General features: G+C 47.2%; 24 protein-coding genes and 2 pseudogenes. 4 read left to right on the top strand and 22 right to left on the bottom strand.

Going from position 1 to position 24,789, the window contains the following annotated elements:
• Positions 1 to 28 precede the first annotated feature (28 nt).
• The 10 genes and pseudogenes from ACTWJ7_RS11860 to ACTWJ7_RS11815 form a co-directional block, all read right to left on the bottom strand.
• The gene (locus tag ACTWJ7_RS11860; RefSeq protein ID WP_079349715.1) at positions 29 to 856 is read right to left on the bottom strand and encodes a MurR/RpiR family transcriptional regulator; all 828 of its coding nucleotides are present in this window, start codon (positions 854 to 856) and stop codon (positions 29 to 31) included.
• Entirely contained in the window at positions 834 to 1,550 is a 717-nt protein-coding gene (locus ACTWJ7_RS11855; protein ID WP_301878437.1) for an N-acetylmannosamine-6-phosphate 2-epimerase, read from the bottom strand. Before ACTWJ7_RS11855 ends, ACTWJ7_RS11860 begins: the two co-directional genes overlap by 23 nt.
• Positions 1,551 to 1,567: 17 nt before the next feature.
• A complete protein-coding gene (locus ACTWJ7_RS11850) occupies positions 1,568 to 3,121 on the bottom strand; it encodes a DUF4127 family protein (RefSeq protein ID WP_301878078.1) in 1,554 nt (517 codons plus the stop codon).
• 26 nt (positions 3,122 to 3,147) lie between these two features.
• Positions 3,148 to 3,993: a carbohydrate ABC transporter permease gene (locus tag ACTWJ7_RS11845; protein WP_079349717.1), complete on the bottom strand. Its 846-nt coding sequence runs from the start codon at positions 3,991 to 3,993 to the stop codon at positions 3,148 to 3,150.
• Complete coding sequence (locus tag ACTWJ7_RS11840; RefSeq protein ID WP_301878079.1) at positions 3,993 to 4,874, bottom strand: carbohydrate ABC transporter permease; 882 nt, start codon at positions 4,872 to 4,874, stop codon at positions 3,993 to 3,995. The genes ACTWJ7_RS11845 and ACTWJ7_RS11840 overlap by 1 nt, the downstream gene beginning before the upstream one ends.
• A gap of 68 nt (positions 4,875 to 4,942) precedes the next feature.
• Complete coding sequence (locus tag ACTWJ7_RS11835; RefSeq protein ID WP_301878080.1) at positions 4,943 to 6,256, bottom strand: ABC transporter substrate-binding protein; 1,314 nt, start codon at positions 6,254 to 6,256, stop codon at positions 4,943 to 4,945.
• Between the two features lie 263 nt (positions 6,257 to 6,519).
• The gene (locus ACTWJ7_RS11830) at positions 6,520 to 7,314 is read right to left on the bottom strand and encodes a serine/threonine protein kinase (protein ID WP_443145476.1); all 795 of its coding nucleotides are present in this window, start codon (positions 7,312 to 7,314) and stop codon (positions 6,520 to 6,522) included.
• Between the two features lie 348 nt (positions 7,315 to 7,662).
• On the bottom strand, positions 7,663 to 8,532 hold the full coding sequence (locus ACTWJ7_RS11825; RefSeq protein WP_079349721.1) for an alpha/beta fold hydrolase: 870 nt from the start codon (positions 8,530 to 8,532) through the stop codon (positions 7,663 to 7,665).
• 195 nt (positions 8,533 to 8,727) lie between these two features.
• Positions 8,728 to 9,389 (bottom strand): annotated as a pseudogene (gene rnhA, locus ACTWJ7_RS11820) (ribonuclease H).
• A 76-nt stretch (positions 9,390 to 9,465) separates the two neighbouring features.
• Positions 9,466 to 9,975: a HEAT repeat domain-containing protein gene (locus ACTWJ7_RS11815; RefSeq protein ID WP_079349723.1), complete on the bottom strand. Its 510-nt coding sequence runs from the start codon at positions 9,973 to 9,975 to the stop codon at positions 9,466 to 9,468.
• Between the two features lie 212 nt (positions 9,976 to 10,187).
• Here ACTWJ7_RS11815 and ACTWJ7_RS11810 point away from each other — a divergent pair, with 212 nt between their 5' ends.
• Positions 10,188 to 10,754 carry a DUF421 domain-containing protein gene (locus ACTWJ7_RS11810; RefSeq protein WP_079349724.1) on the top strand — a complete coding sequence of 189 codons (567 nt, stop codon included), beginning with the start codon at positions 10,188 to 10,190 and terminating at the stop codon, positions 10,752 to 10,754.
• Positions 10,755 to 11,296: 542 nt separating this feature from the next.
• Here the strand turns inward: ACTWJ7_RS11810 and sigK are convergent.
• From sigK to ACTWJ7_RS11760, 10 genes and pseudogenes are all read right to left on the bottom strand, one after another.
• Complete coding sequence (gene sigK, locus ACTWJ7_RS11805) at positions 11,297 to 11,998, bottom strand: RNA polymerase sporulation sigma factor SigK (RefSeq protein WP_024628561.1); 702 nt, start codon at positions 11,996 to 11,998, stop codon at positions 11,297 to 11,299.
• A gap of 129 nt (positions 11,999 to 12,127) precedes the next feature.
• Positions 12,128 to 12,307: a hypothetical protein gene (locus ACTWJ7_RS11800; protein WP_301878083.1), complete on the bottom strand. Its 180-nt coding sequence runs from the start codon at positions 12,305 to 12,307 to the stop codon at positions 12,128 to 12,130.
• Between the two features lie 605 nt (positions 12,308 to 12,912).
• On the bottom strand, positions 12,913 to 13,857 hold the full coding sequence (locus tag ACTWJ7_RS11795; protein ID WP_301878084.1) for an alpha/beta hydrolase: 945 nt from the start codon (positions 13,855 to 13,857) through the stop codon (positions 12,913 to 12,915).
• Positions 13,858 to 14,252: 395 nt separating this feature from the next.
• Positions 14,253 to 15,503 carry an MFS transporter gene (locus tag ACTWJ7_RS11790; RefSeq protein WP_301878085.1) on the bottom strand — a complete coding sequence of 417 codons (1,251 nt, stop codon included), beginning with the start codon at positions 15,501 to 15,503 and terminating at the stop codon, positions 14,253 to 14,255.
• A 25-nt stretch (positions 15,504 to 15,528) separates the two neighbouring features.
• A pseudogene (locus ACTWJ7_RS11785) lies at positions 15,529 to 16,451 on the bottom strand (ADP-ribosylglycohydrolase family protein).
• A 226-nt stretch (positions 16,452 to 16,677) separates the two neighbouring features.
• Complete coding sequence (locus ACTWJ7_RS11780) at positions 16,678 to 17,124, bottom strand: GNAT family N-acetyltransferase (protein ID WP_301878088.1); 447 nt, start codon at positions 17,122 to 17,124, stop codon at positions 16,678 to 16,680.
• Between the two features lie 113 nt (positions 17,125 to 17,237).
• On the bottom strand, positions 17,238 to 18,128 hold the full coding sequence (locus tag ACTWJ7_RS11775; protein WP_079351211.1) for a hypothetical protein: 891 nt from the start codon (positions 18,126 to 18,128) through the stop codon (positions 17,238 to 17,240).
• Between the two features lie 141 nt (positions 18,129 to 18,269).
• The gene (locus tag ACTWJ7_RS11770) at positions 18,270 to 18,527 is read right to left on the bottom strand and encodes a YkyA family protein (RefSeq protein WP_443145475.1); all 258 of its coding nucleotides are present in this window, start codon (positions 18,525 to 18,527) and stop codon (positions 18,270 to 18,272) included.
• Entirely contained in the window at positions 18,434 to 18,922 is a 489-nt protein-coding gene (locus ACTWJ7_RS11765; RefSeq protein ID WP_443145474.1) for a YkyA family protein, read from the bottom strand. Before ACTWJ7_RS11765 ends, ACTWJ7_RS11770 begins: the two co-directional genes overlap by 94 nt.
• 82 nt (positions 18,923 to 19,004) lie before the next feature.
• Positions 19,005 to 19,907: a polysaccharide deacetylase family protein gene (locus tag ACTWJ7_RS11760; RefSeq protein ID WP_301878090.1), complete on the bottom strand. Its 903-nt coding sequence runs from the start codon at positions 19,905 to 19,907 to the stop codon at positions 19,005 to 19,007.
• A 229-nt stretch (positions 19,908 to 20,136) separates the two neighbouring features.
• Between ACTWJ7_RS11760 and ACTWJ7_RS11755 the strand changes: the two genes are divergently transcribed.
• The gene (locus ACTWJ7_RS11755) at positions 20,137 to 21,081 is read left to right on the top strand and encodes a DMT family transporter (RefSeq protein ID WP_301878091.1); all 945 of its coding nucleotides are present in this window, start codon (positions 20,137 to 20,139) and stop codon (positions 21,079 to 21,081) included.
• Between the two features lie 107 nt (positions 21,082 to 21,188).
• On the top strand, positions 21,189 to 22,034 hold the full coding sequence (locus ACTWJ7_RS11750; RefSeq protein ID WP_301878092.1) for a sulfurtransferase: 846 nt from the start codon (positions 21,189 to 21,191) through the stop codon (positions 22,032 to 22,034).
• Positions 22,035 to 22,135: 101 nt separating this feature from the next.
• Here ACTWJ7_RS11750 and ACTWJ7_RS11745 read toward each other — a convergent pair whose 3' ends face one another.
• Positions 22,136 to 23,086, bottom strand: a complete 951-nt coding sequence (locus tag ACTWJ7_RS11745) for a DUF5050 domain-containing protein (protein WP_079351207.1) — start codon at positions 23,084 to 23,086, stop codon at positions 22,136 to 22,138.
• A 301-nt stretch (positions 23,087 to 23,387) separates the two neighbouring features.
• Here ACTWJ7_RS11745 and ACTWJ7_RS11740 point away from each other — a divergent pair, with 301 nt between their 5' ends.
• Positions 23,388 to 23,648: a sulfurtransferase gene (locus ACTWJ7_RS11740; protein ID WP_079351206.1), complete on the top strand. Its 261-nt coding sequence runs from the start codon at positions 23,388 to 23,390 to the stop codon at positions 23,646 to 23,648.
• A gap of 89 nt (positions 23,649 to 23,737) precedes the next feature.
• On the opposite strand, the gene ACTWJ7_RS11735 is transcribed toward ACTWJ7_RS11740, so the two are convergent.
• A complete protein-coding gene (locus ACTWJ7_RS11735) occupies positions 23,738 to 24,778 on the bottom strand; it encodes an NAD(P)/FAD-dependent oxidoreductase (RefSeq protein WP_301878093.1) in 1,041 nt (346 codons plus the stop codon).
• Positions 24,779 to 24,789: the final 11 nt, after the last annotated feature.

Here is a 24,789-nt window from a genome sequence, read left to right as displayed (position 1 = left end):
CTGCTCTCCCCCTATTCACATCAACACTTCAATAAATACGGTCAATAACCGCCCTCGCCGTTAATTCCTTCATCTTTTTGGTCTCTTCGCCATGCTGGCGCTCCAGTCCCTGGCAGAGCAGGTCAATAATGAACAGCTGAGAGATTTTAGCGCCTACAGAGCCGCCTTCAAGGGGAGACTCCTTCCCGGCGGTCAAGAGCAGGATATCCGCAATGGAAGCAATCGGAGATTTGGCATAGTTGGTCATGGCAATCACCTTAGCCCCGTTTTGTTTGGCCTTCATCAGCATATCGTTGGTATCCAGCGTGCTGCCGGACACGCTGATACCAAAAGCCACATCACCTTCTCGCATCGTTACCGCCATCATGGACTGGATATGACTGTCGGAATTCGCTTCCGCACGCCGCCCGATGCGCAGAAAGCGATTCTTGGCATCCATAGCGGTAATGCCTGACGAGCCTACACCGAAAAATTGCACATGACGTGCGCCATCCAGGCACTTCACCGCCTGCTCCAACTGCTCCCGATCCAGCATACCCAAGCTGGATTGCAGCACACCAACCATCGAGGCATAGAGATGGTCAGCGTAATCGTCCTCTCCCTGCTCTCCGTCTGACTGGTATTGCCGTTTCGGCAGCCCTTGGGCCAGCATTAGCTTGAAATCCTGGTAACCTTTGAACCCGATTTTGCGGCAGAATCGCATGACCGTGGTCTCTCCTGTACCGGCAAAATCAGCCAGCTCGGTCACAGAAAAATAGATGATATTATCCGGGTTCTCCAGTACGCAACGGGCCACTTTCTGCTCGGATCTGGTCATGGAAGGATAATACGTATTAATTCGGTCGTTCATTTCCATTACTCTTCATCCTCACTTTTCTGGTCACTGCTGCAAACCGCCGGGTGATCAGCTGTGGCCGGGTAATCGCAGAGCCTACCACAACAGCGTATGCCCCCAGATTAAACGCCTCTTCCACCTGAGAGGGCTGACTGATCCGTCCTTCGGCAATAACCGGAATCTTCAACTGCTGGGCAGACATCTCCAGCAGCTCTAAATTGGGCCCTTCCTGCTGCCGGGAATACGGTGTATAACCTGATAGGGTGGTGGAAACACAGCTCACTCCAAGCGATTCAGCGTATAAAGCTTCCTCCAGAATGGAGATGTCGGCCATGGAAGTTGCCCCACTTGCGTTCAGATAAGTGGTGATTTGCTCCAATGTATGATTTTCCGGTCTGTTCTGGCGGGTCGCATCAAATGCAATGATATCTGCGCCGGCCTCCAGCAGCTCGTCAATTTCTCTGAGGGTTGGCGTTATATATACAGCAGAGTCCGGGTAATTGCGCTTCACGATGCCAATAACCGGCAGCGAAACCGCCTGCTTGATTGCACGCACATCAGCTGCCCCGTTGGCCCGGATGCCAGCGGCCCCACCTTCCTCCGCAGCCGCAGCCATCCGGGCCATCATCGCCGCGCCATGCAGCGGTTCGTCAGCCAACGCCTGGCATGAAACAATCAGCCCCAAATACAGTTTCTCCAGCACTACCTTTGTCAGGGTTCTCACCCTCTCTCTTATATTCTGCTTTCCTTACTAGGGTTGGATGGTACGAATCGTACAGACAGGCCCACTTCGAACATCCGGTTCCATGGCATATAACAATCGGTAATCTGGATACTCCCTGCTGCAGTATCGATCCGCACAGCAAGCTCTTGACGCAGCCTTTCCTCTACTCGGGCGGCAACAAGGCCACGAGATCCATCCAGTAAGTACTTGCCATAACCCATCTCCTGCACCGGGCCATTGCTAAGTTCTCCCCGAACGACTGAACAATAGCAGACATCCTCAGCATAGCGGAGGGCAAGGAAATCAAGATGCGATTGTGTACGACCATAGAGCAGATAGATCATAGCCTGTGAAATGACGGTTCCCAGCGAATTGGAGCTGGTATTCCAGGCGGCATATCCAGCCAGATCAAATAACATGTCTTTTTGCCGCAGCATCTTGACCAGCTTCTGATCCCCACCATTGGCATATCCGACATCCGCTACAGCGACTGGCTTCTCCTTGCTCCTCAGTAGAAAATGTCCATATTCAACTAGTTCCATCAGATTCCGGTATACATCATAGCTGTAAAAAGAATGCTGCTGCGACACCGCCTCCGCCATCGTTTCCCCCGGTGTGCTAATTAACAGCACCAGATCCGCTTCAGTCGCACTGGGTACAATCAGCCCACCTGCGGCCAAAATCTGATATTTCAGCGTCTCATAGAAAAAACGGTCCTCGAACAGCGGGGTAACAAACGCTCCCTGAACAGATGATAATCGCGGATATACCAACGGCATCTTGCCACAAGCCTTGTTCATCATTCTGGTGAGTAATACGCAGCCAACTTCGTCCGCACCAGGATACATATACACTTTAAGTTCCAGATCAAGGGCGGTAATACTTGCTCGCACCTTCTCCTGATCCTTGGCTGTATGTCCATAAGGCGCTGAATCATCCTGCGGCACAATCATGAACTCGATAATTCCCTCTTTCACCAGGGCCAGCACTTGCTTGTTCGCTTCAATATTTTTCGCCCTGCGTCCAAGGTAATCTTCCAGCACTTCCGTTGGTAGACGGTTATCGATATCAGCCAGCTCGCGGATCTCCTCTTCAGTCGCCATCCCCAGTTCCAGCCGATGGCTGATGAAACCTTTGCGAAAAATCTCCCGTCCCCAGTCAGCGTAATAATCCGGCTCCTCATCTGACAGAGAATATTGCGGGCAGCGCATAATCAGTTGAAACGCATACAGGGTTAGCTGCGGATACCGCTGCTTAATGCCCCGCAGCCGCTCCAGACGGGCGGTCAATTCATCCAGCTGCAGCTGGTGCAGCCGGGAAGGAATGATCCCGCCATAGAGCAGCGTATCCAGTGCAACGACTGCTCCGTCCGCCCCGGCACAGTTCTCCTCAAACCAGGTCCACAACTGCTCCACATCGCCCGGACGCTTTTTCAGACCCATAAGTCCAAGCGGAGGACGCTCCAATGTAAATTCCGTTCCTTGCGCCAATAAATAAGGAAACTCATAATTGCAAGGCCGCTCATCCAACGGGATAAATGTTAGCTTAAACTGCTTCGGCATGGATGCCATCACCCTTTCTGTGTTTCTTATCCTTTAATCGCACCCGCAATGCCCTCCATATAATATTTTTGGGTGAACAGGAACACAACGATAATCGGCAGCACCGAGATCATAGTCCCGGCGGCAATCCAGCCGAAGTTATACGAGAACTGCCCGTTCAGGTACGTCAGGGCCGCAGCCAGCGGATATTTCTGCGGATCATCCAGCACCACAATCGGCCACAGGAAATTGTTCCAGAATGCCATAACCTCAAGCAAGCCAATGACGGCAACCCCCGGTTTCACCAATGGCATGACAAGCTGCACGAAGATACGGAACTCAGAGGCCCCATCCATTTTGCCAGAATCCCGAATATCCGTCGGTATGCCCAGAAACGTTTGCCGCATCAGAAAGATGTTAAATACCGACACCGCAGCCGGAAGCACAACCCCAAGAAACGTATTGCCCAAATGAAAGGCCTGAATGGTTAAATAATGCACAATCATCGCCGTCGCCGACGGAATAATCATGGTCGAGATGAGCAACGTGAAAACCAGATTACGTCCCTTGAACCGAAAGGTTGCGAGTGGATACGCCGTCAGGCAGGACAAGAAGATGTTGAATACCACTCCAAGGAGCGTAATCACCACAGTATTTATGATATAGCGTGGAAAATCCATGAACGCCCACACCTGTACGTAGTTATCGAACGCGATGAAGGTAGGGAGGATCGCCGGCGGATTCGCAAATACATTACGGCCAGGCATCAGCGATACGCTGAGCAGCCACAGAAAAGGGCCCATCATAAACAGGGCAAGCAGGATCAGCAATACGTAAGTGATCAAATAACGAAGGCCTTTTTTCATTTTTTTAGACGATAGCGTACTCCGCATCAATAGGTATTCACCCCGCCTTTCCGGTTCAGCCGGAACACCAGCACACTGAGCGCTGCTATCATCACACTGACGATCAGCCCAAGCGCCGAGGCATAACCGAAATTGAACTGCTCCAGCCCTTTTTGAAAAATATAAACACTTGAAGTCAATGTGGACGTTCCCGGCCCGCCCTTGGTCAAAATATAGACCTCATCGAACACACGAACGGCGCCCATCACCGAAATTACAGTGCAAAAGAGAATATGCGGCCGCAGTAGCGGGAGGGTCACATGAACAATCAGTCTCAGTGGTCCCGCTCCGTCCACCCTTGCTGCTTCGTACAGATCTGCCGGAATGTTCTGGAGTCCTGCCAGATAGAGCATCATGTAATAGCCGAGACCCTTCCACATGGTGATGAACATCAGAACATACAGCGCCGTACTACTCGTGGAAAGCCAGGAGACCTGCTCACTGAGAATGCCAACCTTCATCAGAAGATAATTGACCACTCCGTTATTGCCCAACAGCCAGCTCCAGATCAGTGCCACCGCAACCATGGAGGTTACAACAGGGATGTAATAGGCTGCCCTGAACATTTTGACGCCCGGAATGCGGCTGTTGACCAGAATGGCCATGAGGATCGAGATGATTTGGATCACCGGCACAATCAGTACATACACCAGCGAGTTCCACAGCGATATCAGGAAATTGTGATCTTGGAAGGCCCGGGTGAAGTTATCCAGACCAACAAAATGCGTCTCCGAGATGACAGAATAATCCGTTAATGAGAGGGGTATCCCGTAAATAATCGGCCAAAAGGTAAAAACCGCCAGACACAACAATCCCGGTGCCATAAACGCCCATGCAGCAAAAGATTCAGATCGAATCGCCTTGTACACCACTACGCCTCCCTCTCCTTCAGGATCGAGGGGGAGTGCTCCCCCTCATCAAGCTGTACCACCAAAAATCAGGAATCCTGACTAAGAATACGGTTAACTTCCTTCTCCACCGCATTGAGCGTTTCTTTAATATCTGCCCCGTTCATCAGAATTTCCTGTAAGCCCCGTGCAAGCGCCGAGTTGATATCCCCTGCATTCGGCACACCGACCATGTAATCCGTAGCTTTATCGAGACTTTGGGAGGAGGCTACCTTGGCTTCGGCTTCCAGTGAACCGTCGGATTCCGTAAAGAACGGATCTTCAATGGAGGCTTTGCTTGACGGGAGCGTGTTGGCTACCTTAGAGAAAGCGGTCTGATTCGCTGCATTGGTGATAAAGGCGGCAAATTCCACTGCTTGCTCAGGGTTTTTGGATTTCTGTGGCACGACGAGATCCATGGAATTGGAGAGCCGCAGGTTCGCTTTGCCCGTTGGAAGCGTTACCGCAATTGTATTCTTGTAAACATCCGGCGCCGACTTCTTGATGAAGTTGATAAACGTCGGACCCGACAATTGGAAGGCTACCTGCTCTCCGGAAAAATACTGGATCTGTTTGCTGAATTCCGCATCCTCCTTCAATACCACGCCTTCGGCCATCAAGTCGCGCATATGAGCGATCATCGCCTCTGCTTCCGGTGTATTAAAAGCCGCGGCCGTTTTGTCCTCATTTAGAATCGGGATGCCGTCAATTGGAAACAGCTTGGAGACGAGCTGCTGCGCATATCCGGCCACTCCAGTCTTCTCATGGACCTGACGAGCCCACTCCACCAGCTCCTCTCGGGTCTGAGGGGGATTTGCCGGATCAAGGCCTGCTTCCTTCACCAGCTTTGTATTCATGAACAGCACTTCGATACCTGTGTACCATGGAAGCGCATATGCTTTGCCATCCAAAACCGTAGAATTATAAATACCTTCAAAGTAACTCTTCGCTTCCTCCTCTGTCAGGTATTCGTTCAGATTCAGCAGCGCTCCCTTGCTTCCCAATTGACTGGCAAATTCGGTATTGAGATTCACAACATCAGGGCTTTTGCCACTGGCTGTGCTGGTCAACAAACGCTGGGAGATTGCATCATAAGGATAGTCCTTCCACTCCACCGTTACCCCGGGGTGGCTGCTCTCATAGGCAGAAATCAAATCGTTGAAGTAATCGTTGAAGGTTGGCTGTAGCGCAATCGTCCAGAACTCCAACGTCACCGGCTTCCCAGCTTGCGTTCCCGCCTCCCCAGTGCTTCCCGGACTCGGCGTACCCGCCGTATTGCCATTTCCTCCGCAGGCGGCAAGCAGCATAGACATCATGACGACTAGCAGCAAAGATACTATGAAGCCCTTTCTGTTGGTGGTCACACAACATTCCCCCTCAGTTTGGTGTAAGACGGGAGTCGGCGCTTATGTCAGTTTCCTGGCTTATCACTCCATCTTTCCAATGGAGTATATGCAGACTCTGGAATTAGAATGAAGTATTCTTCCATAAATAAATAAAAAAAAGAAATAATTTTTCTTTATATGCTCCAGCGTTTTGCTGCAAAAAAAGAAGCCAGCTCGATCCGTGAAGGGACCAAACTGACTCGTATGTTAAGCTTCACTATATGGGTAAAACCATACTGAATTCAAGCCGTCTCATGCTGTTTCTTCGGCTCCGCTTCGTAAATCTGGGTATGTTCATTTTCGGACAAGGCCCATTCTACCGTGCCAGGCTTGCGTATTTTCCATATCCAGGCTTGTACTTGAAGCGATCTCTTAATCCAAGCGAGGGACTTGCAGCGTTGCTTGGAACGGACCGACAATCCCCAGTGAATCACACGTGCGAGCCATCGGTTCACATACTCATTATGAGAACGCACCGACGGTAATTCATCGCGGAACAATCGCTGCTTTACATCCATGGGAGGCTGCCCGCATGTCCAATAATGAAGCAACGCTGCCAGGCTGTATATGTCTGACATCGGTCCCTGACTGGATTTCTCGGAATAGAACTCAAGCGGTGAATATCCTGCAGAGGTAAAGATCGCCTGCTTTTCTCCGGATTGTACAGGCCAGCGAGCTGCGGAGCCGAAGTCCAGTAGTTTGGGCGTACCGTCTTCCATCACCATAATATTGGATGGCTTCACATCGCGATGAAGAATTCCCTGCTTATGAATATAGTCCAGTGTATCTACCAGCGGAAGCAGCGTCTCCGTAATAAATGCAGCATCCAGCGCTTGATTTCGCTCAATCAGATATTCGGTCAGGGTTATGCCTGAGCAGTACTCCATTACAAGATACCCTGTGTCATTTTCTTCAAAATGATCCACATACGGAACAATATGAGGATGCTCCAGCGTGGATAACAGCTCTCCTTCTACCAAAAATGCGGCAAGAAGTTCCTGATACTGACCATTGAACCCTCGGGAAGAACAGAACACTCCCCGCTTGTCGGTCTGTCGTGCTGCCAGTCTCTGGGGAAAACTCCTTGATCGCTACCTTCGCCCCTGTATTTCGATCTCTTCCTGCATATACAATAGCCAGCTCGCTGCTAGCCATAAGATGTCTTACCTGATATGTATCATTTAAAATTACATTGCGCTGCAATGCCATTTTGCAATTGTCCTTTTTCATAACAGACCCTCTTTTCAACCTTGTCGATCGGAAGACTTGCCGCATGTTGCATCATTCGGTTCCAACAGACAGGCGTTTCATCGCCAACCATCTATATAAACCAAATGATGCAATTTGAATCACATTCATGCGGAAATATTGAAAAATTTCTAAATTTAATAATTCTTCTGTAAAAATTGCTGAATTTCCTGGTTCATCTGGATTAACACATCTTGAGATGGAAAATGACCTGTATCGTATTTGACTGCTTTGACATTCGGAATAATCTTCTCAGCTCTTTCAATGACCTTATCTGCCGGGAAAAAGACATCCTTCTCTCCCACCAGCAGTAGTGTTGGCGATGTATAATTCACCAGTTCCTCCTGCTCTGTAAGCTTCGGCATATCCTGCTCCAGACTGACGTATTTGAAGATTTTCCCGATAATATTTTTATCTATTTCTTTCATACAGCTGCATGACATGATATCCGCGATCTTTTGCAAAGAAGTAGGAGAAGAAGTCATTCTGTACGTGACGAGTGGCAGCACGATATCCTGAGCCATTTTAATTTTGGATCCCATGGCCAAGCCAGCGGGTGCTACCAGAACAGAACATGCAATTCGGTCCGGAATGTAGGTTGCCAATCTTAGGATAATTCCGCCTCCAAAGGAAGGTCCGATAAACGCACTTTTTTCGATCTTGTAGTGGTCCAGCAAATCAGAAATCCACAAAGCCAAACTATCAAACCTTGCCGAAATTCGTGTTTCTTCACTGTAGCCTGGATGACCGATCGTATCCGGCGCGATGATCCGGTATTCTTTGAATAGGGAAGAGAACCATGACAACGTCATCGGATTCACACAATTTCCGCCCTGGAGAATAAATAACGGCTTACCGTCTTCTGGACCTGTTAATAAAACATGCGTTTGTCCAAAACGTGTCTCGACGTACTCTCGTGTAAAACCATCGCCCAATTGCTCAACATACGCTTCGTATTCCTCAAGTATGCTGCTCTTGCCTTCTTCACTTCTATAAATGGAACTCATGTCTGCCTCCTGCAAAGTATACTCTTTTAACAATCTATGGATTTCATGGTCCATAAATATAAAAGAGCCCGCTGATGACAGGCTCCTTCATATGTGTAACTTATCATAATGAACTGATTATAGAATGGAAACTGGAAATTGTAAACATCGTTTCTCATAGAAAATTAATAATACAGAAATTGTAGAGAAATTGGGCTATTTTCGGCCGTAATCTGCCTTGATTTCGCCCCACTGCTTGGTCTGCCATTTTAGCACTTTATTGCTGTACGTATTCGTTCGGAGCCACTGCTCTGCACGGTCAATCATCAGCCAAATCTCTTCCGTGGAAGCATCCCTTGCGAGTGTCGTGGACACCGCTTTTTGCTTTAACCATTTCATCGCATTGACGGAGTCTGTATAGACTGTCTTGGTGCTTCCCTCTTTTTGAGATACGCCAAGGCATGTACGATGGCCAGAAATTCACCAAGATTGTTTGTTCCCTTCGCAATGGGACCAACCGAGAAAATGATCTCACCCGTGCGGGTATTCACACCTTTGTATTCTACCGGACCTGGGTTCCCGCGCGTACCCACATCCACCGAGATGCTGTCATAGTCGATTTCTGCAGAGGTCTCCATGCCTGCGCTTCTTCCGCTACTGCCAGACTTCGTCTTCGAAGCACTGCCTGATCCGCTTGCTCCCGTACCCCAGTTTCCTTTCCATCCTGCACGATATGCCTCTTCGGCAGCAGCTTTCGATTCATACGATTTATATTTTGCTCCGGTAAAATGATCTGTCTGTGCCTTGCATTCTGCCCAGGTGCTGTATACGCCAGGCTGCTTACCTGCCCAGACGACATAGTATTTCTGTTTTGCCAATATGACCCGCTCCTTCATCTGCTGCATTCAATTCCTTATTGTAAACGATAGGGAGGTGAGATTGAAAGGAGTGGATTCATCTTGTTCCTACAGCAGATTCCCTCCATTTCTTCAACATGTCCAATGCAACTTCCAAAAGCTTGCTTTGGTTATTTGAGATTTGGAACTCAATTCGTTGTTGACACCTAAGGTTTTGTGATTCCGATAACCTATCCATCGTTTGCTCCAGCAGCATGAATGACTGCGCACTCACTTCCAGACTGGAATCACCGATAAATGGAATAATGTTCTCTATATGTACTATATAATTCAGGTTTTCAAGAGCGGACAGCAACGTGCCTCTGCTTCCTGATGTCTTGGGGTCTGTGATGATTTCAATTAAAGGTTCGACTGCTCGATCATCTCCAATGTCAGATAAAGCGATCGCGATTTCGTTGCGAAGGTCTTTGTTTTCCGTAGATTTCAGTAGATCAATCAGGGAAGACAATTGTGATGTATCCTTTTTTTGACCAATCGTTGCTACTTGCTTCATTGCTCCTTCAATATCTCCTTGAGAAAGGTGTTTTTGTATTAGGTTCGTATACATTGTACGCTGTATCACTCCTCATTTTGCTAGAAAAAGCTCTCCATCATAATATCGGTCATTTCCTTATTTTAGGATGTAGTATAATGGTCCTTATAATATCAGGACTATTTTCCTTATCTATATCTCTTGTCCTAATCAATTGTATATTTCAACCAAATCAAGAACAGGCTAAGAAATAAACAGATGATTTGGTGCAGAAAGGAATACAACCAATGGACTGGATCTGGAAATCCATCTTACTTGTACTGATTGGCATGATTTTACTGCGGATTGCTGGACGCAAATCAATCACGCAGATGAGTGTCGCTACCACCGTTATCATTATCTCGATCGGGACCACGATTGTGCAGCCTATCGCGAACCATGAGCTTGGCAAAGCAATCGGGTCAGCTGCGGTATTTATCCTCATGCTCCTGATCGTTGAACAATTGCAATTGAAGTTTAATTGGTTTGAAAAACTGATGAGTGGGAAATCGAAGGTTGTCGTGGAGGACGGGAAGTTAAATCTGCCGAATTTGAAACGCATGCGCTTTTCGGTAGATCAATTGGAGATGCAGTTGCGGGAAAAAGGAATTACAAGTATTGCCGATCTGGAAACGGCCACGATGGAACCAAACGGGCAGCTCGGATACGTGCTCAAACGACACGCACGCCCGGTGACCATAGGCGATTTGGAAGCACTTTTAAAGCAGGGTACATGGCCTACGGAATCCAAAGAACTGTTCCAGGAGGTCATCCAGGATGGACACTCACGTCCAATTGACTCCAAGATACAGTAAATGAAATAGTTGAGAGAAATCGAATTATACCTGACATTGTCATCCCTCCCCGGCCCGTGAGGAGCAAAGCAGCATCGACGAAACAGCAGAAGACATTGCATTCCAGCGTAAATATCTGCAAATGGAGTCATCGAAGGCATTTCTCACGTTCTCGGCAGCATTTGGGTCAAGCGGAGGTGTATCCATCAACGGCGATTTAATTACATGTCCGAGCCTCGTCATCAAAGCCGTAGAATCCGATGATGAGGAGCGAAGAGGTCAATTGACTGCCAGAACAGCTTGGCGCTGAATATGCAGGGCTGTGGGACACGACCCATACCGGATTGCTCGTCGGCCAGCGGTATATGGAAGTAGTCGAGCGAATCCTTCATTGGCTGAAGCTTAACTTCGAAAAGCAATACTGATAAATATGCGTTTAGCTGGTCTTTAGCCAAAGAAGCTTCCCTTGGACGAGATTGTCCAGGAAAGCTTCTTATTTTTTTATTGGCTCTATTGTGGAATAAAGCTGGATACATTTCCGGGTTAATGAGAGTTCTAGATTTCTAACTCTTTTGCTTATAAAATTCATGGTACAGCTTCATTAGCGCCCTCTTCTCAATCCGTGAAACATAGGAGCGTGAGATGCCAAGTTCCTTGGCTATCTCGCGTTGGGTGCGCTCTTCCCCGCCTGCCTCAAGGCCAAATCGGCCGATAACAACTTCCTTCTCCCGATCATCCAAGATGTCGAGATTGCGGTAAATCTTACTTTTTTCAATCTTGAGTTGCACCTTATCTACAACGTCGTCGGCTTCTGTTCCGAGAATATCGATTAATGTAATTTCATTGCCCTCTTTGTCCGTTCCGATTGGATCATGTAGAGATACGTCTTTGCGTGTTTTCTTCAGGGAACGCAAATGCATAAGTATTTCGTTTTCAATACAGCGGGCAGCAAACGTAGCGAGTTTGGTCCCTTTGCCTTGTTGAAAACTTTCGATCGCCTTAATCAAACCAATCGTTCCAATCGAAATCAAATCTTCCTGGTCTTCGCCAGTATTGTCAAATTTCTTGACGATATGCGCGACGAGGCGCAGATTGTGTTCGATAAGCAAATTACGTGAATGTGCGTTGCCTTCAGCCATAAGGCGTAAATGTTTGGCTTCATCATCCTCAGCCAGTGGCTGGGGAAATGCATTATTTTTGACATACGAGACGAGTAACGTTAACTCTTTGATGAAAAGGGCAATTGCGGTAAACAATCCGGGCACAGATGACACCTCCTGCAGTTTTACAACGATCTGGCCTGAGCACATGTGGGAACAGGGTCGATTTATTGTATGTAGGCGTGTGCCCAGAAGTGCACGTACACTTGAAAAAGGGAAGTTATTCGCGAAGATTTATACACTCACTGAAACGATGGAGCCCACTTTCTGAAGGATGAGGAATTCTTTCTCGACACTTTCGATAAAATATTTTTTCTCTCCGAATATAACAACATCATTCTCGACTAATTGAACATCACTTTTGAAATAGATAAAATTGTCCGTTTCTCTGAACGCACCTTTGTAGTAAAACATGTCATCGACTCCCTCTTAGAGATAACCTATATAAAACAATCAACAAACGCTTATAACATGAACACTCGCCTATACGACCGAATACTCAATTGTTGAAGAGAAAGAACTGGAGCGTGTCTTCAAACTCTGGCATGCCACTTAACCAATGCTCTTGCTTATCGTCCGTTTCATGGCCCCCCGCAGCTCCTCGCAGCTCCTTGCCCTGAACCGAGGCTTGTGGGTTTGCGTGCTCTTTTTCTAGGCTAAGGAACTGAGGACGCCTTATTTGGACAATAAGCCCTCTCTTTCAAACGTAAGGAACACCAGACACGTTATTTCCTGAAATTCTCTAAAAAAACGCTACAAACGGCCTCAAATTGCGAAATAACGTGTCTCAGGTTCCTTAACCTGCTGCAGGCGCTTCAAACCCTTAGATAACGTGTCTCAGATTCGGTAGCGCTCAACCCTTTGTGAAAATATCAGTCTATTATAAATGTTAGCAGCATTAGAGCCCATCATTCGAGGATGGGAGAACCAAGTTGATGGCTTAACTCACGTGCCAAAAGCCTCAGCTCTGTATATACAGAACTGAGGCTGACAGTCATTTACTGCATGAAGGCTGGTAATTACTTAAAGATGCGTTGAGAAAACTGGTACAACCCGCTGTTCCAGACAGACGGTTCGTGTCCGCCTACATCCAGATACCAGGTGTGTGGAATGTTCATGCTGCTCAAGCCGTTTTTGAAGTTCTGGCTGACCCATAACAGACCATCACTCGATCCACAGGATAACCACAGCAATTTAAGTTGGCTTGCGACTTGTCCCGGATTGGAAACCAGTTCGGAAACCGACTTTGTATTTGGAGCTGCCGAGAAGGCGCCCACCCAGGCGAAAGTATTCAGATTCTTCAACCCAAAATTGAGGGATTGTCCACCACCCATGGACAGACCGGCCAACGCACGACTATTGCGGTCTTTGTACACTGGATAATTGGCTTCGATATGAGGAATCAGATCCTTGAGCAAGTCTTGTTCAAATCTTTCAAATGCAGCCACTTTATCCGGGGCATAAATGTCACCGATCGGGCGATCATCCTTCATGGCGCGGCCATTCGGGAAGACTACGATCATGTCTGACAGCTTGCCTTCGGAATACAGGTTGTCCAGAATATTCTTCGGTTTCATGGCGTTAACCCACTCATACTCATCCCCGCCAATGCCATGCAAAAGATACAGAACGTTATACTTTTTATTCGGAGAATATCCTGGCGGTGTATACACCATTGCTTTGCGTGCATTGCCAACCGTTGTGGAATAATATGAGATCAGATTCATATTTCCGTGTGGGATGTTGTTGCGGTATGAATCATAACCGGGCGGTGCGGGTATCACCGCACTTGCAGCCAAGCTATTTTCATTTTCGTAGTTCGAGACACTCGTAGTTCCACTTCCAATTTCCTGCAGAGCGGCGGCGGACACACCTTCCTTCGATTCAGTGGCGAAAGCCATCGTTGGCACAAAAAATGCAGCAGCTATTGAAAGATTTAAAATGACAGACAAGCGTTTTTTCATATCATCACTTCTCCTGTTCCAACTTAAATTTTGGTATGTGTGAACAAACTTAAAGCAGGCCTTTCATAGGACCTATATTTTGAAAGCCCTTACATAAATAACGTGAACTTCACCCCCTTTCCGTATATATTGGTCTGTTCCCTTAACTGCCTCTTGAACAAAAATGAGAACATGAATTTTTATTTCCCAATCAATTCCATTATACCGCATTAAATAACTTATAAAGTATCTAAATACTTAAATTTCCATTGTATTTCCTTTAAAAAGTATATCTCTTTTCGAGGTTATTCTAAAAAACTGAAAGTGGAGAACGGAAACAGGAGTATGTGTGAAACCAAATAAAAGCCTCAACTCTCCGTGTTCAGCAGGAGAATTGAAGCTTTCTGACTGTCTTTTCAGTTTACCGGCGCTGCCTCAGCGACCTCTACGATTTCTGGCAAGCGTGTTTTGCGTTCCATTGTCACACTAATGAGTAGTCCCAGCAATCCAAGTGCCGCAATAACTGCTGCATATAACGGTACCGAGATTAGCCCCGTATGCGTAATTGCAAACCCGCCCAAATAGGCACCGCCTGCGTTCCCCAGATTAAAGGCCGAGTGACTCGACGTTGTCGCCAGCAGTGGTGCTTCACGGGTCATATTCATAATTCGAATTTGCAGCCCTGGCATAATACCAAAAGCCGCAACGCCCCAACAAAATATGGTGATTACCGCCAGATACGGATTGTCCAGCGTCAGCGTTAATGCTGCTAACAGAACTGCCAGTATACCGAAGTTAACCATCAGGGAAGGCATCAGCTTCCAGTCCGCCAGACGGCCCCCAAGCATATTGCCCAAAGTAACCCCGACACCGAACAGCACCAGAATCCAGGTCACGCTTTGCTCAGCAAAACCACTAATATCGACTAGCATCGGTGTAATATAGGTGAACACAGCGAACAGACTTCCACAACCCAGCGCACCAATAAGTAGTATCAATAACACCTGTGGTCGAACCAGATTCCGGAATTGCTGGCCCAGATTTGCTGGGGGTCCCTGCTGGATCACCGGAATGAAACGAATGATGCCAATCAATGAGATGATACCTAGAATGGTAATGGCCCCAAACGATGAACGCCACCCGAGCTGCTGCCCGATAAATGTTCCAAAAGGCACACCAATAATGTTGGCAATCGTTAATCCAGCCAGTACAACGGATACCGCCCCTGCCCTTCTCTCCGGTGCAACCAGCCGTGTTGCCATCAGCGAGCCTACTCCCAGAAACGTACCATGGGCAAATGCCGTCAGAATACGTGCCGAGATAAGCAGCCCATAAGTTGGAGCAATAACAGACAACGCGTTACCGATGATAAAAATACACATCAGCAGCACCAGCAGTTTTTTCTGCGGAATCTTGTGGGTGAACACAGTTAGTATAGGCGCACCAACTGCCACGCCAAGCGCATAGCCCGTAATCAGTTGTCCAGCCTGCGGAATGCTCACATTCAAATCCGTTGCTACATTGGGCAGTAGCCCCATAATAATAAATTCCGTCATGCCAATAGCAAAAGCCCCTACCGTCAGGCATAAAAGGGATAAGGGAAACGCCCCTCGCTTAGCGGATTTCGAAACTCCCAATTCCGTATTAGATGATTCTGACTTACGCATATGATGTTCTCTTCTCCTGTCTCTTCTATCTTGTTTCCGCCTTTGACCACAATGCCTCCGTAAATTCAATCAGCGTATCTCGCATGGCCAGCTTCTCTTGCCAGTGTGCCGGGATACCGCTCAATCCATAATAGGCTCCGGCAATTTGCCCATACACCGCTCCCGTGGTGTCCGCATCATCACCCAGATTCACTGCCAGAAGCGCACCTTCCTCGAAGGTCGAGGATTGGTGGAATGCCCATAACGCTGCTTCAAGTGAACGAACAACATAACCGCTCCCCTGAATTTCAGGCGGTGCTTTATGGCGGTATGATCCTTGGACAACTTCTTCAATCGCGGGTGAAAAAGATTTCTCGTCCCTCCACTGGCGACAGGTTTGAGGCTGCAGCATGACGTCCTTGTCCGCTCCGCGCAGTCCTGCAACCAATATCGCCGTCAGCACTTCGCATGCTTCCATACTTTCAACAGCGGCATGTGTCGTTTTGGAACTCAACCGAGCATACTGCACTGCCTGATCCGGCTCGTTGGCATAGGCCATGGCTACGGGTGCAAGCCTCATGATCGAACCATTGCCCGCGGTCATCGGGTCGGTTGAGCCACTATACGCTTCACCGGTTGCCGCAAACCGCTCAAGTGCATTGCGAGTAGCACCGCCAATATCAAAGCAGGTTCCCGTACTGCTCATATAACCGACCTGGTACCAATTCGTATATCTGCGCATCTGGTCCGCGGGATCGAAGCTCTCTTTCTCACCAGGCTTTCGGCCAGACAGAGGGCCATCGACGTATCATCCGTCCATTGTCCCGGAACCAGATCAAATACACCTCCGCCCACAATATCGGTAACAGGCTCAAACGTGCCAGGACTGCTGAATTCCACTGTAGTTCCCAGTGCATCTCCCGCGGCAAGTCCAATGAAACAACCTTGGAAACGATCCTTTAGCAGCATCGTCGATCCCTCCTCTTCAATTCAACGACTCAAATAACTTCCTCCATTCTCCCACATGGCCTAATATGGCGTAAAGAAGTTTAATACGTAAGTCGATTGCAAATTTAACCTGACACAGAATAGGCCAAATGGGTTTGGCCCAGCAAACTGAATAGACATACGGCAAGAAAGCCGGGAGGGACGATGCCTATCGCATCGTTCCTCCCGACTCTTTTAAAAAGATGACCTATTGAAATGTTTTAATAAAATTTTTCTGATCCTTTGTAAATACATATCCACGATGTTCGTAAAATTGGTGAGCTGGGATTCGACTTGGATGTGACAGTAGTTTAATTCCGGAGTAACCGTTATTCTTTCCCCATTGCTCCAGAGACTCGATCAACAGGCTGCCTATACCCTGATTTCTAGCCTTCTCCTTCACAACAAAGCCCAAAATATTCAGTAGAGAGTCGGCAAAAAGCAACTCATATGGACTTCCATGGATGTAGCCAATGACTTCGTTATCCTGCTCACACACCAAAATCTTATCATTGGTTTTCGTTGTAATGACTTCAATCTTTGCCTTAACCCGCTGCTCGGAGAATGCTTGCAAATTCGGATTGAATTCCTGATTCAGCAAATAAATATCATGAACATCTGTTACCCGGATATCCCTTATTTTTCTTTCTCGCATTCAATAACCCCTCATTCGCCCCAGGATCTGATACAGCTGAATTAAATGGTAATTCATTTTTGCATCGATTGACAAGAAAAATACAATTGGGCGAGGAACTTATCCAAGCAAGCTTACTCGTTCATGATGGAATTAATGGAGGCATAAACCATTGGCATGAAGCCTTCTGATGGTTCGCCAACCGGTGCATGGATATGGAAAGCAAAGCCAGTACCATCCAGCTCTTTTACGATGAAATACTCTGTTTTCTTATTATTTTGAGACATCATGAACAATTTTGCCTCTTTCATGGGGCCATTGCTAAGCTTTTCCTCACTTAATTGCTCGACCGCTCCGGTTTCTGTCAGTTCTTTCTTCGCATCCACCTTCAGTTCATTCAGGTTATAATCCGAAGGCAGTTTTTCAATCTCTACCTCGTAATCCGGATCAATCTTCATGGTCAATTCATGATCTCCCGCATCAAATGTCATTGGTTCAAAGACATATAACGAGTATCCTTTGGCTTGAGCCAATGTAACCGGGCGCTTTTCGGTCATGCCTTCTACAGTCACTTCCAACTCAGACGTCTTTGGACGATCCGAGGTAACATTACCGCCTGCATTCGAACCGTTATTGTCATCATCGGACTTGACCTTGGCAATTTCCGTAAGCACCAATTGTTTGACCGTCGTGTCGCCTTCAATGGCCTTCTCTACATATTTGAATTGAACGGAATCTTCATCGTCAATGTCATCAAAAGACTTCTGCACATCCTCACCCACCTGGAAAGACATTGGTTCCTCATTCACACGAATTTCAACCGTGTGCGGGTCTGCCCATCCGGTCAAAATGCCTTCAGCTTCGATCACAGCACTTTCCTCAGGCTGCTTCCCTGGTGCCGTCGTCTGTTCTTCTGTATTATTCGCGGGCGGCTGAGCAGTAGGGCTACTGTTGCCGCAGGCCACAAGCGAGAATCCCATAACCAAAACAAGTAATGATGCACTAATATTCATAGTATTTCGCATATGAACACCTCCGTTAGCTTATACGCAATGATGCTTGTCCATGTTGCCTGACTTGTTAACTTGACAGCTTAGTATTACTTACACGGCTGACAAGACGCTCAATCATGCAAATGTTCAATAGCCCGTTGACACCATGAGTAATCAGCCGGCTTGCTCCATTTGCACAAGCTTTGCGTTGGCTCCGTTGAACGCTTTCGTCTGCTTGTTGAACTGTTGTCTTAACTCGGCCACTTTGGCATATTGGCTGTTCCGTTCCCGAATCGCACGTTTGATCTTGACCAGATTAGGCTCCACGCTGCCTCTCATCAATGAATATAATTGCTCGTCCGCATCAAGACTCTGTCTGTAGGAAGCAACAAACGCTGCAAACGAAGCAGCTCTTTGCTCATATTGATCCAATACCGTGTGAGCCTGAGCCAGGTTCTCTTCTTTTCAAAGGATAACTCATCCAGCGAAGTTCGCAGTTCTTCCATCTGTTCTTTTGTCCTGCTCATTACCGCTTCAGCCTGTTCAAGCAGAGTTCTTCGCTCGGAAATATGTCCGTCCGCCTGATCCAGCAGAGCCTCCAGGTTACTGTTTCTATTCTTTCCTTTACTCAAAATCGATCCGTACAACTCCATGTCTTCCCGTTCATGACGGACAATCTCCTTCAAGCTCTGGTTCATCTCCTGATCGGTAAGAATCAGTTGATTGACTTGATTTGCCGCAGGAACCTGCGGCTGACCGCAAGCACTGACAAGCAGAGCCAGCAATATGCTGACCCCGGCCAGAGCTATCTTTTTTCTTCTAAGCACCTCGGAGTGCCTCCTCTCTTGCATCTATCGCTCGATGACTTATCGCTTATTTCAGTATTTATGCAAAATGCCTGCTTATTGCTTATAACCGGGTATCCCCGCTAAAATTAGCCACCCAATGGGCGCTCGGATCGTAGACCTCAAACTCATAGCCCCGATCTTCAAGAAGTTTTAAAATGAGCGGTAGTGCCTCTACGGTCTGTTCCCGCTCATGCATCAGGATCACTTCCTTATCCCGGTGCACACTGCTGCTGACACGTTCCACGATTTTGTCCGGCTGACCCGGTAAATTCCAATCGAGAGAATCGGTGGTCCAATCCCACATTTTGAATCCGGCCGCGGCAATGTCGCCCCTGAAGTCTTCTCCAATCTGTGGGCTGCTGCCATATGGAGCACGAATCAGGTGTGGTGTGAAGCCAATGAGGTCATGGACCATCTTCTGCTCCTTCTTGAACTCCTTCACAAAATTAGCGGAGTTTCCGCTCTTATACAATTTGTTATAGTTATGTGTCATGCTGTGAAGACCCGGATAACTGCCCTCTTTGAAAAGCCGCTCCACCGCTTCCTTGTGCTGATTTAACTGGCGCCCAATCATGAAAAAGGTTGCCTTTGCCTCATGCTGCTTCAAAATATCCAGCAATTGATCGGTATATTCACTTGGTCCATCATCAAACGTTATGTATGCCAGCTTGCGCACCTGACCCTGGAACCGCGCAGGCTCCTCTTTGGTCTCCGGAGTCATTTCAATCATGCCAAGCTTGGTTGGCTGTTCAATTGCAGCTACTGGAGGGGGTGCTACATAATCCTTGATCCAGTGCGTCATGCCAATGAATGCATATGTTAAACCGATAATGAGCAGTGCCAGAAGCACCAGTGCAGCACTCAGTCTCCCATACCGGATTCTTCTTCGTCCATGCGTCTTGGTTCGGCTTGTTCTATGCGGAATGCCGCCACTCTCTCCCGCTCTCTGTTGTTGAACTCTCACTTCCAGGCCACTTCCTTACTTTCATTTTTTCCCGATTATTGGTACATTATATCGTTTCATGTCTCTATATAGAAGATTAATAGAAAAATGGTCCTGGAGAATGACAGAATAGTTACAAGCCCGGTTACAATCTACTTATCTATTTCTTCTCTTATACTTTTCCTGCGGAGGCATTGTCCTGTATAATAAATTGATTTACGCCATTTGACTTCAAGAAGGAGCTACATCCATGACTAGCTTGAACCGTGCCGGCAGGTCGATCTTTCTGCTATTCTTTGTCGGCATTATTGCCATTTCATTTTCTTCCATCTTTGTACGTTGGTCCTCAGCCGATGTCGCCGTCATTGCGATGTACCGACTGTTCCTCACCAATCTGCTCATGCTGCCTTTTGTGTGGAAATTCCGGCATGAGATGATGCGTTTGAATTTCAGACAATGGGCTTTGCTGCTCGCATCCGGTGTCATGCTGGCCCTCCATTTCCTGCTCTGGATGGGATCGCTTCGGCTCACGAGTGTAGCCAGTTCAACGGTCATTCTTGCTTTGGAGCCTATATTGATTCTGGCCGGTTCCGTCTGGCTGTTCAAAGCCAAAATCAACCGTATGATGATCATCGGCATGGGCATCGCCCTGCTCGGATCAATCGCTATTGGTGCTGGAGATTTCCAGTTGGCAGGCACAGCGCTGCGAGGGGACATTCTTTCTTTGCTCGGGACAATTGCTGTGGCGGTACACATGCTGCTAGGACAGTTTTTGCGTGCTGGACTAAGTGCCTTCTCCTATAACTTCTGGGTATTTTTCGTAGCTGCCTGTACACTTGCGGTATATAATCTGGTTAATGGTCACCCGTTTGGCGGTTATGCGGCTTCCGAGTGGGGAATTTTCCTGCTGCTCGCCATCGTGCCAACGATATTTGGGCATTATCTCTTCAACTGGCTGCTTCAATATATGAATGCTACGACAGTATCGATGGGGGTACTGGGCGAACCTGTATTTTCCTCACTGCTGGCCTGGATGCTGCTAGGCGAATCTCTCAATGGGCTTCAGATGTCAGCCGGGGTTGTCATTATTTTCGGGGTATGGATCTTCATCCGGTATGGCAAAACCAAACCACAGCCCATTCCCTCAGATGCTCCTGTAGCTGGAAAAGGACCCGTCGAACCTACAGTGGTGTAACTTGCGTTTGTATTTGAATATTTGAAAAAAACAACTGGAACCTGTGAACCTGCATCACGCAGATTCCGGTTAAATCCATCCCATTACATATAAGGCGGTGTGTTTTCATGAAAAATATTGTATCCATGCGCTGGCTGCTCGCCAGAATGTACGAACCGGATGTCGTCATTGCCGATTGCCGATTCCTGCTTGGTCAACCCAATACCGGGAGAGAAGCTTATGAAGCGGGGCATATTCCAAGTGCAGTTTATCTGGATCTGGAAAAGGATCTGTCCGCTCCTGTATCTACCCACGGAGGCCGTCACCCGCTTCCAGATCCGGCTGTACTGGCAAATCGCCTCTCCAAAGCTGGCATCGGCTCGAATGCACGTATTATTGCCTACGATGATCAGGGCGGCATGAACGCCTCGCGGTTGTGGTGGTTACTACGTTATCTGGGACATGAACAGGTGTATGTTATGGACGAAGGGTTCTCTGCCTGGCAGAATGCCAAGTTTCCGGTAACCACGGATGTGCCGATTCAGATTCCAGCTTCATTTGAAGTGAATGTGCAGCCAGGACTGCTGGCAAGTGTGGAGGATGTACAGCAAGCGTCTACTGACGGCTCAGCTGTACTGATCGATTCTCGCGATGCTCGACGCTTCGCCGGTCTGGAGGAACCGATTGATGCCAAGGCTGGACATATTCCGGGCGCTCTGAACTATTTTTGGAAAGATGTGCTAGACTCGGAGGGACGCTGGACAGGTGCTGGGGCGTTGGAAGAACGTTTCAGCAAGCTGGACAAAGATGGCGCGATTATTGTGTATTGTGGTTCTGGCGTCTCTGCTTGCCCGAACGTGATTGCGCTGGAAGAAGCGGGATATTCGAACGTGAAGTTGTATTCCGGGAGCTGGAGCGACTGGATTAGTTATGAGGAGAATCCGGTGGCTACCGGAGAGAAATATAAAAAATAAGTAAAGTTAAGTACACAAAAAGCCCACGATCACCGTGGGCTTTTACTAGTCTCGAAATCTTTGTTGCGATGGTATATCTATTTTGAACCAGGGCAAATTATTTATTTTTTCACTTTCCCATCATATCCAAGCTTATATACAGTGCCTTCCTTAAAAGACAGGAATGCAAGACCATCCCCTACTTTTCCCAAAAATCGATCATTAGCATCTAAAGAAAGCAACTTATTCTTTTTACCTGTATATCGATTATAAACATACATATCACTCTTATTATAGCCATTTTTGTCTACCATATTACTTCTATAAAATAACTTATTATTTACATATGCTATAGGATAAATATAAGGATATGAAGCAAATGTTTTTTTTCTGGTTCCATTCTGATCTGCAAAGACACCTAGGTAACTATAGCCTCCATCCACCATCTCCGAGAAAAACAAAACGTCGCCAAAAAACGCGTATGTCGATACACCTTTTGAGGACAATGCCTTAGCACCTGTACCATCAGTCTTCATACGATAAAATTTGTCATTATCACGGTTTGTATAGTATATGTACCCGTTGTTTATCTCAAAACTATAAAAAGGAGATTTAGATAATATCGTCTGTTCGCTTGTGCCATCTATTCTCATTGAGCCGAAAGACAACGCATCGGGCATACTCTCGCGCTTTTCCTTTTTGACAAAATAAAGCATGTTCCCTAGAACATCAAAACTTGCAAAATCTGCATCTTTGTTTACATAAGTAAACGCTGAACCATCTTTCTTAATTTTAGCGATCTGATAAGTCCACTCGTCTCTCTCGTCTACAACCAGAAAATATATCCACTCTCCAACCAATTTTAAATTTGAAACTTCCTTAGGAAAAATAGATTTTGTTATGCTTTTATTGCCTGTGAATGTCGTAACATTAATACCAACCAATTTTCCATCGTCATTATAACCGTACCATACTAAAGAATTTCTAGAAGCTTCAGCCCCATATGCAGGTACAGGTACAACTCCAAACAATATAATCACACTTAACAACGCCAACATCCATTTTCTTCTCATCTTACGCTCCCTAAAATATGTATTTTTCTACAGTTGTTATTGTAAATTGTATTTACATATAACACAATCATTTCCCTCTCAATTCCAAGTTTGCTTTTCATTGTTTAGTATAAAAAATAGTTGCCTCCCCGTGGATGTGCCGGTCCAGTTTTCCATCTTCGTTCTTAGTGAACCTGCAACCACAGATGACGGCAAGTGTTGAGGATATAAAGCAGACTTCGGCGGAGTGGCAGCACCGTGTGGATAGCCCCCGCGACGCTCGACGCTTCGCCGATTTGTAGGAACTGCCAAGGCTGGACATATTCCAGGCGCACTGAATTATTTTTGGAAAGATATCTTGGATGCCGATGGACGCTGGACGGGTGTTGGAGGATTAGAGGAACGTTTCAGTAAGCTGGAAAAGGATGGCGCGATTATCGTGTATTGTGGTTCTGGCGTCTCTGCCTGCCCGAACGTGATTGCGCTGGAAGAAGCGGGATATTCGAACGTGAAGTTGTATTCCGGGAGCTGGAGTGACTGGATTAGTTATGAGGAGAATCCGGTGGCTACCGGAGAGAAATAACAGAATTAAGCAGATATGAAGTATGTAATATTTGTAGTATGGAGTACATCGATCATTTTGCGATGTACTCTTTTATTTTTCGTATGGTCCTAAAATCGGGAGATTCGACAAGGTTCTAATTCACTTCTAGATTCTCGTTCGATAATTTCACTTGCAGCCAAACGTGCAATCAGCGGAGCCAGCGTAATTGCAGAATGCATCACTGTCAGATAAAGTCCCTTTATGTGATCTTGGAAACCCACGATTGGATAGCCGTCTTCAGGCATAGGTCTCTGCCCGACCTTTATGCTTTCCAGTTCCAATTGATTTCCTCCCTTCAGACTGCGACGCAACGTGTCGAATGCCCGTTTACCAACAGCCTCTGGTCCGTTTTCCTCCGACTCGTCGATATAATCTTCCGCAGCCAGCAGTGTATAATCTGTCAGTTGACGCGCTTCAAATTGCGCATTCGAGATCAATGTATGGATCAGCTTATTCGTCGTTTTCATTCGAATCAGAATGGAGGGCGACGACGTTACCGGCACGGAACAACCTAACGGGTTGCAAAGTTCGGAGACACCTGTACCTGCGGCCAATACCACGACATCCGACTCCAGAAAACCTTTGGACGTATGGACGCCAACCAGGCGGGAATCTTCTTGCTGCAGTTGTGTAACGTTGGTACCGAACTGAACCTTTGCTCCGTACTCCTGCGCTTTGTTCAACAACAGCTCCGTTAACACTATAGGATCTACTGCACCTTCTTCGCTAACATACATCGCTTCATCCGGATATTCCTTCAGATTTGGCTCCAATGCTTCAAGCTGCTCACGATTTAATTTTTGAAAGTGGAGTTGCTCCCTTAGGGGCGGAGTGTCCCAAGTCAGCGCTCCATGCCAATGAATTTTCAATTCGGGTATCTCCTGCTGAAGCGCATGATATTCTTCCAAAGCTGCATCGTACAAATGCCAGTATTCGGGAGCCACTCTATGAGAAGTATGTATCCAGGCAAAAGATTTATCCGTGACTTCACATGCCGCCGCGGAGTGTCGTTCAATTAGGGTTACATCCTGGTTTCGTTTGGCCAGATGATAGGCCATGGACGCCCCGACAATCCCTGCGCCAATGATCACAATTTTTTGTTTAATCAATAATGACTCCT

The organism is Paenibacillus sp. 1A_MP2 (genome assembly GCF_052244825.1).
GTDB classification, from domain to species: Bacteria; Bacillota; Bacilli; order Paenibacillales; family Paenibacillaceae; genus Paenibacillus; species Paenibacillus vandeheii.
Note: the sequence above shows the minus strand (reverse complement) of the source record. Positions and strands in the feature narration are given on the sequence as shown.

What these genes read in the sequence shown, in the direction of transcription:
- ACTWJ7_RS11860 (WP_079349715.1), bottom strand. Translation starts at nt 856, where the DNA reads ATGGAAATGAACGACCGAATTAATACGTATTATCCTTCCATGACCAGA.
- ACTWJ7_RS11850 (WP_301878078.1), bottom strand. Translation starts at nt 3,121, where the DNA reads ATGCCGAAGCAGTTTAAGCTAACATTTATCCCGTTGGATGAGCGGCCT.
- ACTWJ7_RS11845 (WP_079349717.1), bottom strand. Translation starts at nt 3,993, where the DNA reads ATGCGGAGTACGCTATCGTCTAAAAAAATGAAAAAAGGCCTTCGTTAT.
- ACTWJ7_RS11825 (WP_079349721.1), bottom strand. Translation starts at nt 8,532, where the DNA reads ATGAGTTCCATTTATAGAAGTGAAGAAGGCAAGAGCAGCATACTTGAG.
- ACTWJ7_RS11815 (WP_079349723.1), bottom strand. Translation starts at nt 9,975, where the DNA reads ATGTATACGAACCTAATACAAAAACACCTTTCTCAAGGAGATATTGAA.
- ACTWJ7_RS11810 (WP_079349724.1), top strand. Translation starts at nt 10,188, where the DNA reads ATGGACTGGATCTGGAAATCCATCTTACTTGTACTGATTGGCATGATT.
- ACTWJ7_RS11800 (WP_301878083.1), bottom strand. Translation starts at nt 12,307, where the DNA reads ATGTTTTACTACAAAGGTGCGTTCAGAGAAACGGACAATTTTATCTAT.
- ACTWJ7_RS11795 (WP_301878084.1), bottom strand. Translation starts at nt 13,857, where the DNA reads ATGAAAAAACGCTTGTCTGTCATTTTAAATCTTTCAATAGCTGCTGCA.
- ACTWJ7_RS11790 (WP_301878085.1), bottom strand. Translation starts at nt 15,503, where the DNA reads ATGCGTAAGTCAGAATCATCTAATACGGAATTGGGAGTTTCGAAATCC.
- ACTWJ7_RS11780 (WP_301878088.1), bottom strand. Translation starts at nt 17,124, where the DNA reads ATGCGAGAAAGAAAAATAAGGGATATCCGGGTAACAGATGTTCATGAT.
- ACTWJ7_RS11775 (WP_079351211.1), bottom strand. Translation starts at nt 18,128, where the DNA reads ATGCGAAATACTATGAATATTAGTGCATCATTACTTGTTTTGGTTATG.
- ACTWJ7_RS11755 (WP_301878091.1), top strand. Translation starts at nt 20,137, where the DNA reads ATGACTAGCTTGAACCGTGCCGGCAGGTCGATCTTTCTGCTATTCTTT.
- ACTWJ7_RS11750 (WP_301878092.1), top strand. Translation starts at nt 21,189, where the DNA reads ATGAAAAATATTGTATCCATGCGCTGGCTGCTCGCCAGAATGTACGAA.
- ACTWJ7_RS11745 (WP_079351207.1), bottom strand. Translation starts at nt 23,086, where the DNA reads ATGAGAAGAAAATGGATGTTGGCGTTGTTAAGTGTGATTATATTGTTT.